The 16463-nt window shown below is 42.3% G+C and carries 10 protein-coding genes; 9 read left to right on the top strand and 1 reads right to left on the bottom strand.

The window, feature by feature from the left end:
• The first annotated feature begins 792 nt into the window (after positions 1-792).
• The 7 genes from H6G05_RS24070 to H6G05_RS24040 all read left to right on the top strand — a co-directional run bounded on the left by H6G05_RS24070 (position 793) and on the right by H6G05_RS24040 (position 12323).
• On the top strand, positions 793-4134 hold the full coding sequence (locus H6G05_RS24070) for a PAS domain S-box protein (protein WP_190582371.1): 3342 nt from the start codon (positions 793-795) through the stop codon (positions 4132-4134).
• A 309-nt stretch (positions 4135-4443) separates the two neighbouring features.
• Positions 4444-7602, top strand: a complete 3159-nt coding sequence (locus H6G05_RS24065) for a response regulator (RefSeq protein WP_190582369.1) — start codon at positions 4444-4446, stop codon at positions 7600-7602.
• Between the two features lie 186 nt (positions 7603-7788).
• Positions 7789-8679, top strand: a complete 891-nt coding sequence (locus H6G05_RS24060; RefSeq protein ID WP_190582367.1) for an NAD(P)-dependent oxidoreductase — start codon at positions 7789-7791, stop codon at positions 8677-8679.
• A gap of 148 nt (positions 8680-8827) precedes the next feature.
• Positions 8828-9997: a pyridoxal phosphate-dependent aminotransferase gene (locus H6G05_RS24055; protein WP_190582365.1), complete on the top strand. Its 1170-nt coding sequence runs from the start codon at positions 8828-8830 to the stop codon at positions 9995-9997.
• Between the two features lie 81 nt (positions 9998-10078).
• Positions 10079-10840 carry an SGNH/GDSL hydrolase family protein gene (locus tag H6G05_RS24050; RefSeq protein ID WP_190582363.1) on the top strand — a complete coding sequence of 254 codons (762 nt, stop codon included), beginning with the start codon at positions 10079-10081 and terminating at the stop codon, positions 10838-10840.
• Between the two features lie 167 nt (positions 10841-11007).
• Positions 11008-11547 carry a pyridoxamine 5'-phosphate oxidase family protein gene (locus H6G05_RS24045; RefSeq protein WP_190582361.1) on the top strand — a complete coding sequence of 180 codons (540 nt, stop codon included), beginning with the start codon at positions 11008-11010 and terminating at the stop codon, positions 11545-11547.
• A 452-nt stretch (positions 11548-11999) separates the two neighbouring features.
• Positions 12000-12323 carry a hypothetical protein gene (locus H6G05_RS24040; RefSeq protein WP_190582359.1) on the top strand — a complete coding sequence of 108 codons (324 nt, stop codon included), beginning with the start codon at positions 12000-12002 and terminating at the stop codon, positions 12321-12323.
• Here the strand turns inward: H6G05_RS24040 and H6G05_RS24035 are convergent.
• Positions 12297-12863, bottom strand: coding sequence for a hypothetical protein (locus H6G05_RS24035; RefSeq protein ID WP_190582357.1), 567 nt, complete (start codon positions 12861-12863; stop codon positions 12297-12299). The two genes, H6G05_RS24040 and H6G05_RS24035, sit on opposite strands and share 27 nt — an antisense overlap.
• Before the next feature lie 198 nt (positions 12864-13061).
• On the opposite strand from H6G05_RS24035, the gene nrdJ reads away from it, so the two are divergent.
• Together nrdJ and H6G05_RS26125 are read left to right on the top strand one after the other, a co-directional pair.
• Positions 13062-15365 (top strand): ribonucleoside-triphosphate reductase, adenosylcobalamin-dependent, encoded by a 2304-nt coding sequence (nrdJ, locus tag H6G05_RS24030; RefSeq protein ID WP_190582355.1) that lies wholly within the window; start codon positions 13062-13064, stop codon positions 15363-15365.
• Positions 15366-15586: 221 nt separating this feature from the next.
• Positions 15587-16353 (top strand): IS1 family transposase gene (locus H6G05_RS26125; protein ID WP_242025795.1). Its coding sequence is split into 2 segments (ribosomal slippage): positions 15587-15862 and positions 15865-16353, totalling 765 coding nucleotides; the frame shifts between segments, so codons are not numbered across the junction.
• The last annotated feature ends 110 nt before the right edge of the window (positions 16354-16463 follow it).

The raw sequence follows: 16463 nt of genomic DNA, 5'->3' as shown, positions 1-16463 counted from the left end.
AGTTAAGTTCTTTTTTGAGTTTTTTACTAATCGTCAAATCTTTAATTTCCCAAAGCTTTTTACCTATGGCTTTTTATCACAACTCATTTAGGATTGCTATAGTTAGGACATAAAACTCAAATAGTGTGATGCGGCGCTTCGCGCCGCATCACACTATTTGAGTTTTGATTTGCCCTGATACATATGACTATAGCTATATGAGGTCAAAAGTTGTTTGACCTCATAAAAACAGGTAGAGATGCAAGTGGAACTTCTTTCATGGTGGTGCAGTTTTATTTCTTATACCAAAACACAAAATGGCTACGCCATTTTGTGTTTTTAAAACCCTTACAGGGTTTGTTCTTTAATTCACGAAAGTGTGACAACACTTTCGTGAATTGGTATTAATTATTCACTGGGAAGGTAGTATGATCAGACTCAAGAAGAAGGGGGGAGTTTGACAAAATTGAGATTCTGCGATTTTTGAGTTGTAAAACTTGTTTTTAGACGATATAGGATATTATCTAAAAAGCGATTATTATATGACTTTCTAAAGCGTTAATTCCATGATAAGTACTTGTGCAAAATTAATTACAAACCCAAACCCATAAAGTTGTGCCCCTGCGGGACACAACTTTATGGGTTTGGGTAATTTATTTTGTACAAATACTTAAGTAGCTCGTTGTAATTAAAACCCAAAACTAGAGATGTAGCCGTCCACCATACGGTCGGTTAAAGCCTCCCAATTTTTAGTTTACCTATGCCTAAATACTTATTAGATATTTTATATAGATATTTTTTTGGTAAATACGCTTGAACATATCTAACCCGAAACTACCTGAACTTAAGTCGGCGATTGTTCGTAACCCTTTAATCGTTACGCCCCATGCAACCGTTATGGAGGCGATCGCCCAAATGGTTAGTGCGCGATCACCCTGCAACACGGCTAACAGTTTTACAAATCTTCTTAATCACCGCAATGCAGAGGTACGGGCAAGCTGTGTGCTGGTAGTAGAAGATGACAAGGTAATGGGGATTTTGACAGAGGGGGATGTGGTGAGCTTAAGCACCCAGAGTCTCCCCTTTGATCGTTTGATCATTGGAGATGTCATGGCATCAGTGATTACTTTGCGTGAGTCAGACTGCAATGATTTATTTTCGGTCGTCAACTTGATGCAGCAACAACATCTGCGCTACCTGCCAATTGTGGATGAGCATGATCATCTTATAGGAATACTCACCAATGAAATTTTGTGGCAAATTTTTCAATCACACACTTATCAGCAACTCCAAAATGAACTAGCAGAAAGACAACGCGCTGAAGAAGCCTTACAGCAAATTGAAGCCCACCAACGCGCCTTAATCAAAGCTATTCCTGATCTATTTATGCGGATGAATCGGGATGGCATTTACTTGGAATTTGCGCGGATTCCTGAAACCCATCGGATTATTGGCGAACGCTCTCAATTAGAAGGAAATCATATCTCAAAAACGCTTCCTCCCGATATTGTCAAACAACGTCTAGAATTTGTCGAACGCGCTTTAGAAACCAACTCTATCCAGATTTACGAACAAGACTTTTCCAAAGGCGATACAATCCATATTGAGGAAGTGCGAATCTTTCCCTATGATGAGAATGAAGTTCTATTACTGGTAAGAGATATTAGCGATCGCAAACAATCTGAAAATGAGTTGCGCCGCACCGAAAAACTCTTCCGAGAAGCACAACGGATTGCCAATATAGGGAATTGGGAAATGAATCTACAGACTAACTCTCTTTACTGGTCAGATGAAGTATTTCGGATTTTTGAAATCGATCCGCAGCAATTTGAAGCAACCTACGAGGGATTTCTCAGTGCTGTTCATCCCGATGATCGGGATATGGTGGATGCTCTCTACCAAAAACACTTACGCGATCGCATTCCCTACAATATCGTCCATCGTCTGCTCCTTTTTGATGGATATATTAAGTATGTTCAAGAAAAATGTGAAACCTTTTACGATGCAGATGGCTCACCGATTATTTCCCGTGGCACAGCACAAGACATCACTAAACTTAAGCAGACTGAAATCCGACTCAATCAGCTCAATCAAGAGTTAGAAGCTAGAGTAGAAGAACGGACGCATGAGCTTCTTCAAGTGAGTAGTTTACAACGCGCTATTCTCGATAGTACCAATTACGCAATCATTTCCACTAATAGCCAAAACATTATTCAGACCTTTAATGCTGGTGCGGAGAACATGCTGGGTTACAGGGCTGACGAAGTGATTGGCATAACTAATCTTCAAGATTTTTACGATTTTCAAGAGTTAATTGATCGTGCGGCGGCTCTCTCGGTAGCACTCAGACAAGATATTTCTGAAGATGAAGTTTTGATTGCTAAAGCAAGACAAGGACTAGTCAGCGAAGAAGAATGGACAGTTATTTGCAAGGATGGTTCGAGGCTTCCCATATCGCTATCGGTCAAAGCTATCAAGGATCACAATGATTGCATGATCGGTTTTGTCTCTGTTTTTAGAGATGTTAGTACTCAGAAAGCAACCCAGCATGAGCATAAACTTGCGGAAGCGGCTCTGAGAGACAGTGAAAATCGTTTTCGACAGGTATTTGAATCCAACGTTGTGGGGATGATGTTTACCAGCTTTGGCGGTCAGGTTGAAGAGGCTAACGATCGCTTTTTAGAGATGATTGGCTATAGGCGAGAAGAACTCAATGCTAAACAGATAAATTGGGCAACCATTACTCCACCTGCATATCAACAGTTAGATCTAGATGCGATCGCCCATATAAAAGTGCATGGCAAAATCTCTCCTTGGGAAAAAGCGTACATGCATAAGAATGGGACGCTTGTGCATGTAGTCATTGGTGTAGCCATGCTGACTACAGATGATTGCGTTTGTGTAGTGGTGGATATCACCGCTCTCAAACAAGCACAGCAAAAACTTGCAGAGACGAATTATCAACTAGAAGTTTCCAACGAAATTCTCGTTCGTGCCACGCGGCTCAAAGATGAGTTTCTTGCCAATATGAGCCACGAACTTCGCACTCCGCTCAATGCCATCCTTGGCATCACTGAGGGTTTACAAGAAAGAGTCTTTGGAGCGATTAATCCCCAACAACAGAAAGCCTTACTCACAGTTGAACGTAGCGGCAATCATCTGCTAGAGCTAATTAACGATATCCTCGATCTCGCTAAAATCGAAGCAGGCAAGGTGACCTTAGACTATGCATCTAGCAATATTAGTCAGCTTAGTCAAGCTAGCTTGGTGTTTATCAAACAACAGGCTAGACAAAAGAGTATCAGGCTAAAGATTAAACTGGCTCCCGCCCTGCCCGACTTGTTGCTTGATGAACGTCGGATTCGTCAGGTATTAATCAATCTGCTGAACAATGCCGTAAAATTCACACCAGAAGGAGGCTGCATCACCTTAGAAGTATCTCTACAAAAAGCGATTTCTAGTGAGAAAGATATTACGCACTGGGTCAAGTGGGCAGTGATCGATACGGGCATAGGTATCTCCCAAGAAGATTTAAGCACTCTATTTCAACCTTTTATCCAAGTTGATAGCGCTCTCAATCGTCAATATGATGGTACAGGATTGGGCTTAGCCCTAGTTAAAAGAATTGTCGAACTGCATGGTGGTCGTGTAAGTGTCACCAGTGAAGTCGGTGTGGGTAGTTGCTTTGCGATCGAGCTTCCATTTAATGAATTGGCTTTACCACTTCCCAAAATATTATCTATTAGCCCTTTATCATCTAGCAATTCCATCAAAGATGATAATGATGATACGCTCTTTCCTCCCTTAATTCTACTTGCAGAAGATAACGAAGCGAATATTATGACAATTTCCAGCTATCTTCAAGCCAAGGGATATCGAGTCATTCTTGCTAAAAATGGACAGCAGGCGGTGACTCTAGTGCAATCAGAGCAGCCTGATTTGATCCTAATGGATATTCAAATGCCAGAGATGGATGGACTCGAAGCAATTAAATACATTCGCAAGAACAAGCTCGCTACCCCAATTATTGCTCTTACGGCTCTAGCGATGACAGGCGATCGCGAGAAATGTCTGCAAGCTGGTGCTAATGACTATTTGAGCAAACCGATTAAGCTCAAGCAACTGACTACAGCAATTCAACAGTTTTTAAACTAAATAAATTTTGTATCACAAAATATTTTTAAAAATATTTGTGTGTCAATATATTCAAATATTCCTATCCAAGTATTCAAATACTTAATCAAAATACTTAGTCAAAATACTTAATCAAAACAATTGTCTGCACAATGGCAATTCAACAGGTCATACCAAAACACAAAATGGTATAGCCGTTTTGTGTTTTTAAAATCCTCACTGGGTTTAGTTTTTAATTCACAAAAGTGTTGCCATACTTTCGTGAATTGGCATCAAATATTTTTCGGGAAAGCACTATCAATTGCGTAAATTGCGTAATTTTTAACCTTAATGTTTACCATAGATACTAAGCTTAATGAACTAAGGCTAGCAATAGTTAGTGATCCTTTAGTAGTTAATCCTAACGAGCGAGTCATTGATGCGATCGCTCAAATGATTGTCGGGGAGGACAAAGGGGCTCGTCCAAGTCATTTAGAGCAACTGCACCTAAAGGCAAGATCAAGCTGCGTGTTGGTAATAGAAGATGGGCAGGCGATCGGGATTTTAACTGAGCGGGATGTAGTGCGATTGTCAATTGAGCGTCAACCAATTGATCGCTTGTTGATGCACGAGGTAATGAGACAGCCAATAGTTACGGTCAGGGCTGAAGAGTCGCTCAATACTGTGCAGCAACTTATGGAACAGAGAGATATCCATAGGTTAGTAGTCATAGGCGAACAGAATGAATTAGTGGGGATTGTAACCCAGACACTCTTACTCCAATTTCTAAATTTGCCAGAACTAGTCAGACTAAAAGCTGAAGATTTGATAGCAAGTCAGCGAGCTGCCCTAAAAGAAAGCAATGCGTTGTTAGTAAGGACAAGTGAAGATTTGCGATGCACAATTGAGGAGTTGAGAAGCAGTACTGAAGAACTAATTGAGAAGCAACATCATCTGGAAGACGAACAGATACGCTATCACAATTTATTTACCTTTTCTCCCGATGGCTATCTGGTTACTGACGCATCTAGCAACATCAAAGAAGCTAACCAAGCAATTTTAAATCAGTTAGCGATTAGCCATGAGTTTATTAGAGATAAACCATTTATTGTTTTTGTTGCCCCTAACCAGAGCGAGATTTTCCATAGCCGCCTCAATCATCTGCTAACCTCAGTCATTATTAATGCAAATTGGGAGACTACGCTGGTATCTCGACAGGGAAATTCTTTTCCTGTCGAAATCACTGTCACGAAAAATATTAGTCTCGCTACTAAGGAAATTCAATTTTTCTGGATTGTCCGTGATATCCGCGATCGCAAACATGCTCAAAAAGCATTACAACAACAACTTTCGGCTATGGAAGCAGCGATCGATGGAATTGCGATTTTACAAGAGAATAACTATATCTATTTGAACCAAGCGCATCTAGAAATGTTTGGTTATAAAAATTCTGAAGAGCTTATAGGCAGATCTTGGACACTGTTATATGCACCAGAGGAACTTGCTCGATTTGAACGGGAAGTATTTCCTGTGCTAGGGCGCGATCGCAGTTGGCGAGGAGAAGCGATCGCCATCCGTAAAGATGGAACTACTTTTACTGAGGGATTGTCGCTCACCCTTACAGAGGATGATTTGTTGATTTGTGTATGCCGTGATATTAGCGATCGCAAACAAGCCGAGCAAATCATTCACCAACAATTACGTCAGCAGCAAATGTTGGAGGCTCTCACTCAACAAATTCGCGAATCATTAAATATCCCTGATATCTTGGCAACGGCTACTCAACAGGTCAGAGATTTGTTTTATGGCGATCGCGTAATTATTTTCCAACTTTTTGCGGATGGTCGCAGCCAAATAGTCGAAGAAGCTGTGAGTGAGAATTTCCCAAAACTCAAATCCCGTAGTTGGGAGAATGAAGTTTGGGCGCAGGATATCCTCGATTGTTACTGGCAGGGCAACCCCCGCATTATTCCCGATGTCATGAATGATGTCTGGACAGATTGCCTCATCGAATATTCTCTCGAAGGTCAGGTTAAGTCCAAGATCGTCGCCCCAATCCTCCAAGATTTGCATGGGATTGAAACCCATCAATGGGTTTCACCTACGTCCACTAAAAAAATCTGGGGTGTTTTGGTTATTCATGCCTGCCAAGACAAACGAGTATGGCAAGAGTCAGAAGCGCAACTATTACAACAAATCGCTAATCAATTAGCGATTGCCATTCAACAAGCCAGTTTGTTTGAACGGTTGCAACAAGAACTAGCAGAACGCAAACAAGCGCAGCTACAATTAATCGAATCAAATCAACAACTAGCCATATCTAACCAAGAACTAGCGCGTACTACTCGCCACAAAGATGAGTTTCTCGCTAATATGAGCCATGAACTTCGCACTCCTCTCAATGCAATTCTGGGCATTACGGAAGGGCTAATGGATGAAGTCTTTGGACTACTCAGTGAAGAACAGAAGAGAATATTACCAATCATCGAAAGAAGCGGCAATCATTTACTAGAACTGATCAATGACATCCTCGATCTTTCCAAAATAGAAGCAGGTAAATTGGTCTTGGATTGCTCCTTAACAGATGTTAATCGGCTTTGTCAGTCCAGTATCATGTTTGTCAAGCAGCAGTCCATGCAAAAAAAATTGCATTTAATCATGGAAGTCGCGCCCTTCCTTCCTGAAATGATGATTGATGAACGTCGGATTCGCCAAGTGTTAATCAATCTGCTCAACAATGCTGTGAAATTTACGCCAGACGGGGGGCAAATCACGCTAGAAGTGATGCTCGAATCTGTAAATGCAGCTAGTGATGGTGTAACGAGTGAAAATAACCCCACTCACTGGTTACATTTTGCTGTCATCGATACAGGTATCGGCATCGCCCCTGAAGCCCTAAAAACCCTATTCCAACCCTTTGTCCAAATCGATAGCGCTCTCAACCGTCAATATGATGGAGCGGGATTGGGGTTAGCGCTAGTCAAACGCATAGTCGAGCTACATCATGGATACGTTAATGTCACTAGTGAATTAGATATCGGTAGTCGATTTACTGTCTCACTCCCCTATGACAGCACCTCGATTCCTCTTCCCCAAGCATTACCAAAGTTAGATTCAGAAGCGATCGCCTCAACTAATGACTCGACCGATTCTTCGCCGCTAATTCTGCTAGCCGAAGACAATGAAGCGAATATCCTGACAATTTCTAGCTATCTAGAAGCCAAGGGCTATCGGCTGATTATTGCCAAAAATGGACTGGAGGCAATTAACTTAGTGTTGTCAGAGCAGCCAAATTTAGTCCTAATGGATATCCAAATGCCTGGTATGGATGGACTTGAAGCGATCAAACGGATTCGCGCTCAGAATTTGATTGATGTCCCAATTGTTGCAGTGACAGCACTTGCCATGGAAGGCGATCGCGAGAAATGTCTTACCGCAGGAGCCAATGAATATCTCAGTAAACCGATTAAACTCAAACAACTAGCCACTTTAATCCAACAGTTTCTATAGTAGTAAAAGATTTAATGAAAACCCAAAATAAAAGTGGCGGCGCTTCGCGCCGCCACTTTTATTTTGGGTTTTGAATTGTCATAGCGAGTTTTTTTGGTAATTCTTCATGAGGATACGAGAAACTCTAGCTGTAGCTGACTATATAGTAAATTTATAAAGCTCGATCAGCTTTATAAATTTATAGGTATGACTCAAAAGATTGCATTTCTGGGTTTAGGCGTAATGGGTGGTGCAATGGCAGCCAACTTAGTCAAACGAGGATATTCGGTACTAGGTTGGAATCGCACTAAAGAGCGCCCCACCATCTCTACATTTACGAGTGTAGGTGGCACATTAGCTGAGTCCCTAGAAGATGCAGTCAGCGAAGCTGATGTGGTTTTTTCTTGCCTAGGTGATGTCCCTGATGTCAACGAGGTGTTAATCGGAGATCAAGGAGCAATGCATTTTGCCAGAGCCAACACCTTATTTATCGATACCAGTACCATCGGCAGTGATGCAGCAAAAAATATTGGCAATGCCTTAATGCATGACGGTTTGCGCTTCTTGGATGCACCAGTTTCAGGCGGCGATGTGGGCGCACGCAATGGCACATTGACTTTTATGGTGGGTGGGAATCCCGAAGATTTGCAAGAATGTTTATCCCTATTTGAAGCAATGGGTAGCAATATCAAACATTGCGGGGCGATCGGTAGTGGTCAAGCCGTCAAGCTTTGCAATCAAACTCTTATATCTGTGTATATGCTGGCTCTCTGCGAAACGATGCAGATTGCCGAGAAAATGGGTGTTGATCCCCAATTAGTAGTTGATGTCTGCGGTAGTGGGGCGGCTGGCTCATGGGCTTTAAATAATCTAGGAATGAAAGTTGCTAAAGGTGATTATCAAGCAGGTTTTGCCATCAAACATATGCTCAAGGATTTGCGACTGGTGCAAGAAATCAGCGATCGCCAAAATCTTGATTTTCCCGTAGATTTACCTGCGATCGCCTTAGCCATGCAAAACTTCTATAAAGTGAGTCAACTCGATGATGGACTGGGTGCAGAGCAAGGTACACAAGCGATGATTCGGGCTTATCAATGAGGCTTTGCGTACTCTAGCGGCGCTTTGCGCCGCCACTACTTTGGGGGTTTAAATCTTAAATTGTTAAAAATCTATCAAACTCTAGCAAGTATGCTTTGATACAATGCGAGACTAATCCCATAAAGATGCCTCCGCTCCTCCAGAAAACATGCAACTGGCAAAAAGACTTCGTAATATTCAGCCCTCCTTAACTCTAGCGATCGACGCAAAAGCTAAGGCAATGAAGGCTAGTGGAATTGATGTTTGTAGCTTTAGTGCTGGCGAACCAGACTTTGATACACCCGACCATATCAAGGCTGCTGCTAAGACTGCACTCGACCAAGGCAAGACTCGCTATACTGCCGCCGCAGGTATACCCGAACTCAAACAGGCGATCGCAGCCAAGCTCCTGCGCGACAATCAAGTAACCTACAAGCCCGAACAAATCATCGTAACTAATGGTGGGAAGCACTCACTGTATAACTTGATGATGGCAATTCTTGATGAGGGGGATGAAGTGATTATTCCTGTGCCGTTTTGGGTGAGCTATCCTGAAATGGCAAAACTTGCCGATGCAAATCCAGTCTTTGTAGTTACAACTGAGGAAACTGGCTACAAAATCACCCCTGAGCAATTAGAAGCGGCGATTAACCCCAAAACCAAGCTTTTTGTGCTTAATACGCCTTCTAATCCCACAGGGATGGTCTATTCACCTGCGGAAATCAAGGCTCTTGCCGAAGTTTTGGAACGACATCCCCATGTGTATATTGTCTCCGATGAGATTTACGAAAAGATTCTCTACGATGGCGCGACCCATATCAGTATTGCCTCAGTAAGTCCCGCGATGTACGATCGCACCTTAATCAGTAGCGGTTTTGCCAAAGCGTACTCAATGACAGGTTGGCGAGTTGGCTATTTGGCTGGCGCACCCGAAATTATCAAAGCAGCCACTCTAATTCAAAGCCATAGCACCTCGAATATTTGTACCTTTGCTCAATATGGCGCAGTTACAGCCCTCAATGATTCTCAGGACTGTGTGGAAACTATGCGGAAAGCCTTCGCTGAACGTCGCGACGTTATGTATGATCTGTTAACTTCCATTTCAGGGTTTACTTGTCCCAAACCTGATGGAGCTTTCTATCTATTTCCCAGCATCAAGGCATTCGGCATCCCTTCTCTAGAATTTTGTGACAAATTGCTAGAGGATCAGAAGGTTGCGCTGATTCCAGGGATTGCTTTCGGTCTCGATAATTGCATCCGTCTATCCTACGCCACTAATTTAGAAACAATTCGCGAAGGTTGCGATCGCATTCGTCAATTTGCTGAAAAACATTTTTAATCCAATTTAATCCAAAATGTTAAGAAGAAAGCGGCGCAATGCGCCGCCTTCTTTTTTGGAGGACAATTGGAGGATAAATTTATGAACAAAATATACTTTGCCATAGCTATTTTGCTGCTCCTTCTCAGTGGATCTTTTGGGCTAATTTTTTGGTTACAGAACAATAATCAACCATCAGCCATCACTGAATCTCTAATCGATCCCTATGGATTGAATATGTATCCTTCTAGTCCCATATCAAATCGTGATCTCAACAAGCCCTTAGTCGTATTTTTTGGAGACTCCCGTGCGGTGGCTTGGCCAGCGATCGCCAATATCCCCTTTGAATTCATCAATCGCGGCATCAATGGACAAACGACTGATCAAGTACTAAGAAGGCTATCAGCCCATGTTGCCTCGTTATCACCTCAAATCGTCGTCGTCCAAGTCGGTGTGAACGACCTCAGAGATATTGCGGAATTCCCCAATCAATCACAGAATATAGTCAATAATTGCAAACAAAACATTCAAAAAATTGTTGATCGATTAACTCAAGAACTAAAAGCAACCGTCATTCTTACTACGATTTTTCCGACTAGTGAGTTATCTCAATCGGTTCGAGCTTATTGGCCAGAAGAAGCCGATCGCGCAATTATTGAGATTAATCAATTTATCAAATCTCTCAAAAGCGATCGCGTTATTGTTTTAGACGCAGCAACACTTTTAGCAGATGAGAGTGGCAAGGTTCGCCCAATCTATAGCCGAGACATTCTGCATCTCAATAACCAAGGCTACACAATGCTTAACGAGGAGTTATTGAAAATACTCACCAATTACAAAAATGTAGCTGTCGCCAAGAAGTGAGTGGCGACAACTATAGCTGTCGCCATTCTTGTTAGGACATAAAAACCAAATAGTGTGAGGCGGCGCAAAGCGCTGCCTCACACTATTTGGTTTTTGATTTGTCCTGATACAGGTGGCTATAGCTATATATTAATTTACAAGGATTGGATAGTTAAATAGTTAAACAGATGTCTAAATTTTACGATCGCATTACGACTGAGTTGCAAACATTCATCGAAGCTCAACATATTTTCTTTGTGGCAAGCGCTCCGAATGAGGGTCGCGTGAATCTATCTCCTAAAGGAATGGATGCTTTGCGTGTAATTAGCGAATCTGAAATCGCCTATCTTGATCTCACAGGAAGCGGCAATGAAACCGCCGCACATCTCCTCGAAAACAGCCGAATTACTGTCATGCTTTGTAGCTTCACGGAGAAGCCTCTCATTCTGCGCCTCTATGGTCAAGGCGAACCAATCCGCCCCAGAGATGCAGCATGGCAAGAATATTTATCTCTATTTCCTGCGATCGCTGGTACTCGCCAAATCGTGCGCGTCAAAGTGGAATCTGTGCAAACATCCTGTGGTTTTGCGGTTCCCTTTTATGAGTTTTCAGGCGATCGCACTATTTTAAAAGAATGGGCTGAGAAGAAAGGTGAAGAAGGGGTATATGCCTATTGGCAAGAAAAAAATCAGATCAGCATTGATGGCTTACCCACCAAACTTCTATAGCAACACAAACTTTAAGCAAGCGAAAATCTACTAATAGCGTAAGGAATAATTTTTGTTGAGCGTTTACCGCTAAATGTGAGTTAAGGTATTATCTGACTCATCGTTAAAACAAAAGCATTTTTATGGTGCAAGAACTCAAACTGATCTCCAAAGAGGTCAGATTCCCCGATAGCGATCCTGCCGCATATCCTGTATTTTTCAGGACATATAGGCGTAAATATAATAACAAACGCGAAAGCTGGGCTGAAGTATGAGATCGCACACTTACAAGTTAAAAAAACTAGGAAAACTGCTCGACAGCAACATTATCCTGATTGATAAGACGATGAGGGATTCAGATAAAGTCTGTATCTCTCGATATTGATTGTGAGTTGGTTGTCAAGAATGAGTTGATTGCCCCGAAAATTTCTCTGGCTCTCGAAAATATTGTAGATAGTGAAATAAATTAAGTTATGGTCATAGATGTCAAGATTCCTGAGGAAGAGTTCACGGAAGCTCAAAGCGATGGATATGTTTATGGAGTAAGAGTTGTTCGTAGTAGTAATGAAGGAATCTCAAAATCTTCTTTCAATACTAGATATCTATATGTTTATGTCAAACTTGGTAAAAGAATTGAAGATAAATCTTTCAGAGCAAAAAACGGTAAGACTAAGCTTTTTACTGGCTGTACAGTTTTCTATGCACTGAAAGATGAAGACTTAGACAATCAGAACTATTGCGATATTCAGTACAATCTAGAAGTAAGAATTTTAAGCTGTACGCCTTGGCAATATTGAGATTGATGATTCACTTTTATACTGAATATTATCTTTCAGATTATTATCTTCAAGTAACTCCCTTAGCTTAACAGTTTTCTCCTGCCCAGAATTTAAGGTGACTTGGATAAGATCCTCAGATGCTTCATCTATAGAAATTTGCTCCTCAATGGCAGCCAACAACCTAATCACAGTGGACTCAAATAACTTAAAGAAATTTTTAAAACACACTACAGATGCCCATGTAAGAGAAAGTGTCATGCCAGTCATTTGCCAGAAAGTAATTTTCTCTTTTTTAAGCTGATCTGAGTGATCAAGGTTATTGAAAATTTCATGAAATTCAGCAGGCATTTCTACCCACCACTCGTCGATTGAATCTGTTAAGTTGTTGATTGCTTCTAAGAAAAGCAAGAGATTATCTGGAGACATCAACCCAATACTAATTGTTAGCCACTGCTTTTGCCTTTTTTGTAGGGGTTTGGCTTTAGGATTTTCAGGCAATCCCAGAACGAATTTCTTCGTTGGCTCAAGAGGCTCCAACATATTGCTAAATGTACTCATGACCTTTCCAAAGAACAAACAACTAATAAATAAAACTTTTTTCTATCTTAACTTGAGAGCCTATCTACACAATGCCAAACATGAGCTATTCAAATTTTTAAAATCAAGTTAGGCAACACTAGTAGTGTTTTTTAGGGCTTACATAGTTAACATAACACTATATGTGTGATATGCTCAAATACATTTTTGTGAGTATGTATGGTACAAGAGTTTACACGAGTCCACAAAGAGGTTCGATTTCCCGACAGCGCTCCTGCCGCTTATCCCGTATTTTTCAGGACTTATAGCCGCAAATATAATAACAAGCGGGAAAGCTGGGCAGAAGTATGCGATCGCACACTTACAGGTTTAAAAACGCTAGGTAAGCTGACCAAAGAACAAGCTGACCTCATTGACAAGATGCAGAAACAGCTTAAATCCCTCACCTCTGGGCGTTGGCTGTGGGTTGGCGGTACGGATTGGGTCGATCGACCTGAAAATTTCTCAGGCTCCTATAACTGCACCAGTACTAACGTAATCGACTGGCGCTCCTTTGGCTTGATGATGGATCTCGCCATGCAAGGCTCTGGCACTGGCGGCGTATTAGAGCCGCAGTACATTAGCCAACTGCCCGTAATTCGTAACCAGTTGCAAGTCAATGTCATCGGTGCGATCGGTGATACTCCTGTCGAAAAACGCCGCCACAATACCGAAGTCGAATTTGACTATGCCAACAATGCCGTTAAATTCTACGTTGGCGATAGTCGTCAAGGTTGGGTTAAGTCCTATCAATCTTTGCTCGAACTCTCTAGCAACGAAAAATTTGATGCGACTAAGCCTGTTCAAATCACCGTTGATATCAGCGATGTTCGCCCCAGTGGTGAACCCCTCAAGGGCTTTGGCGGTATGGCAAATCCTGTCAAGTTGCCCACGCTCTACGATCGCTGTGCCAACATTTTAAATAAAGCGATCGGTCGTCAACTCACCTCCGTCGAGTGCTGCATCCTCATCGATGAAGCCGCAGTTTGTATCGTGGCAGGGAACATCCGAAGGTCGGCCGGCATGAGGCAATTCTCTTCAGAAGATGCTTTAGGCTCTGTCGCCAAGGATAATCTCTGGCAGCAGGATGAAGCGGGTAACTGGCGCATTGATCCTGAGCGTGATGCGTTGAGAATGGCAAATCATACCCGTGTATTCCATCGCAAACCGACCGAACAAGAATGTATTGATGCCGTTCGCAAGCAATATTATTCGGGTGAAGGTGCAATTCAATGGGCGGGTGAGGCGATCGCCCGTTCTAATGCTGACTTGATTACAACGACCGAACTCAAGCGTGATTTCCTTGCTGCCTATGTGAAAGGAGAAGGAAAAGAATGGTTAAAGAATCATCAACCTGAAGTCTCTGAACGTGAGCTAGAGCATAGATTACAGCGTTACGCTCTAAATCCATGCGGGGAGATAACTGGGGCAGACTTCCATTGTAATTTGTCTGAGGTGCATCTTAATCAACTCAATCCTCGCAATGAGAAAGAACAGGAAGAAGCCTTTAAAGCAGGTGCTTTGTCGGTTGCCGCGCTGCTCAATCATCGCTTCAATGAAGAACGCTATCAATTTAGTCGTGAAGTTGACCCAATTGTGGGCGTATCCTTCACAGGACTATTTGACTTCTTTGTTCATGCCTTTGGTGTGGAATGGTTGCGCTGGTTTGAGGCGGGTCGTCCTGACACTGTGCAGGGGCTAGACTTCAAAGAGAAGGAAGCTGATTATCTAAATCGCTGGCGTGAGATTGTGCATCAGACGGTTTGGGAATATTGTGACGCTCATGGTTTACGCCGCCCCAATCGCTGCACGACAACCCAGCCAGCAGGCACAAAATCTTTACTGACTGGTGCTTCCCCAGGGTGGCATCCACCGAAGGCACAGCGCTTTATCCGTCGGATTACTTTCCGTAAGGAAGATCCTGTGGCGCGGGCTTGCATGGACTATGGCTATAGCATCATTCCTTCGCAATCAGATAAGGATGAGAATGGACAATTGCTCAATGATCCCTTCGATCCGAGATGTACGGAATGGCTGGTGGAGATTCCTGTGAGCGTGTCTTGGGCTGACCTTGATGGTGCTGATAAGGTAGACATCAGTAAGTTCGATGTGATGGCGCAGTTTGACTTCTATATGCAGGTACAGAAGTATTACACCCGTCATAATACTTCGGCAACCTTGGAGTTGCGCGAGCATGAAATCGAGCCTTTAGGGAAGAAGATTTACGAAGCGATTCGTGATGATGAGGGTTATATCTCGGCGGCGCTGTTGGCGCGTTTTGATGATCTACAAACTTTCCCTCGCTTGCCCTTTGAGCCAATCGATAAGGCTACCTATGAGAAGCTCAGTGCTGAGGTGCTAGAATGTCGCAAGTCTGATGATTTTTACGCGAGTTTGTTGCGTTATGATTCGGGTGAGTTGATGGATGCGGGCCCTGCGGGTTGCGATTCTGATAAGTGTATGTTCCCTGAACAGAAGCCATAGATCGCAGAAAATAACATATAGGGCATATAGGTGTTGCTACAATAGCGATCGCAACTTGTAGTAAACACTTATATGCTCTCTCAACAAATATCAGGATTTCAAGAAGCATTAAATGCTATAGAGTCTTTGTCTTTAGATGATCAGTTAGCGGTAGTGTGTCACATTTGTTGATAGAAGCAAAATAAGGTATAGTCAGCAGGAGTTAAGAAAAGAGAGAAAAGATGGTATTTGAAGCAGTCAAATGTCCAACTTGTGGAGAGGTAGATATCCAACGCTATGGAAAAAGTAGTACAGGTAAAAAGCGTTACATTTGCTGTAATTCTAACTGTACTCGTAAGACCTTTATTCTCGATTACACATATCAAGGATATCGTCCAGAAATAAAACAACAAATCGAAGAGATGGCAATCAATGGTAGTGGGATTAGAGATACAGGTCGAGTATTGGGGATTAGCCCTAACACCGTAATCAAAGAGTTAAAAAAAAGGAGGAAGAAATAGAATTGGTTAACTATCCTCTGCTAGAACAACTTGATCTAGCAACCCTAGATGTTGACCTTTATGAGGTCGAAGAAGCAGAGATGGATGAAATGTGGAGTTTTGTTGGCAACAAACAACAGCAAAGATGGTTATGGCACGCCATTGATCATGCGACTGGGAAAGTCTTAGCTTACGTATTAGCTCCCCATAAAGATCAATCCTTAGTTAAACTAGTAAATCTGTTAAAACCATTTGGAATTAAGCAGGTTTTTACTGATGCTTGGGGAGCATACGAAAGGATTCTTGACCCTGATACCCACATGATAGGCAAGCAAAACACTCAGAAAATTGAACGTAAGCATCTAACTTTACGAACTCGGATTAAGCGACTAGCTAGAAAGACGATTTGCTTCTCTAAATCGATTGTGATGCATGATATTGTCATTGGCTTGTTTATCAATAGATATGAGTTTTGTTTTCATCCCTCCTCAATCTCTCAACAAATGTGACACACTACCAGATGACTAAATTCATAGAAAAAGCTTTCTCCCGTCGCAGGTTCGACGATGCCGTATAGCCATGTAGCCTGAAACTGCCACTGGACTTTTGCCTTGGGTTT

This window comes from Phormidium tenue FACHB-1050 (assembly GCF_014696925.1).
Classification (GTDB): domain Bacteria; phylum Cyanobacteriota; class Cyanobacteriia; order Pseudanabaenales; family Pseudanabaenaceae; genus Pseudanabaena.
This window is presented reverse-complemented; position numbering and strand designations above follow the sequence as displayed.

Bases quoted from the DNA above. Each gene is read 5' to 3' on its own strand.
- H6G05_RS24065 (WP_190582369.1), top strand. From the start codon at position 4,444: ATGTTTACCATAGATACTAAGCTTAATGAACTAAGGCTAGCAATAGTT.
- H6G05_RS24045 (WP_190582361.1), top strand. From the start codon at position 11,008: ATGTCTAAATTTTACGATCGCATTACGACTGAGTTGCAAACATTCATC.
- H6G05_RS24040 (WP_190582359.1), top strand. From the start codon at position 12,000: ATGGTCATAGATGTCAAGATTCCTGAGGAAGAGTTCACGGAAGCTCAA.
- nrdJ (WP_190582355.1), top strand. From the start codon at position 13,062: ATGGTACAAGAGTTTACACGAGTCCACAAAGAGGTTCGATTTCCCGAC.
- H6G05_RS24060 (WP_190582367.1), top strand. From the start codon at position 7,789: ATGACTCAAAAGATTGCATTTCTGGGTTTAGGCGTAATGGGTGGTGCA.
- H6G05_RS24035 (WP_190582357.1), bottom strand. From the start codon at position 12,863: ATGAGTACATTTAGCAATATGTTGGAGCCTCTTGAGCCAACGAAGAAA.
- H6G05_RS24055 (WP_190582365.1), top strand. From the start codon at position 8,828: ATGCAACTGGCAAAAAGACTTCGTAATATTCAGCCCTCCTTAACTCTA.
- H6G05_RS24050 (WP_190582363.1), top strand. From the start codon at position 10,079: ATGAACAAAATATACTTTGCCATAGCTATTTTGCTGCTCCTTCTCAGT.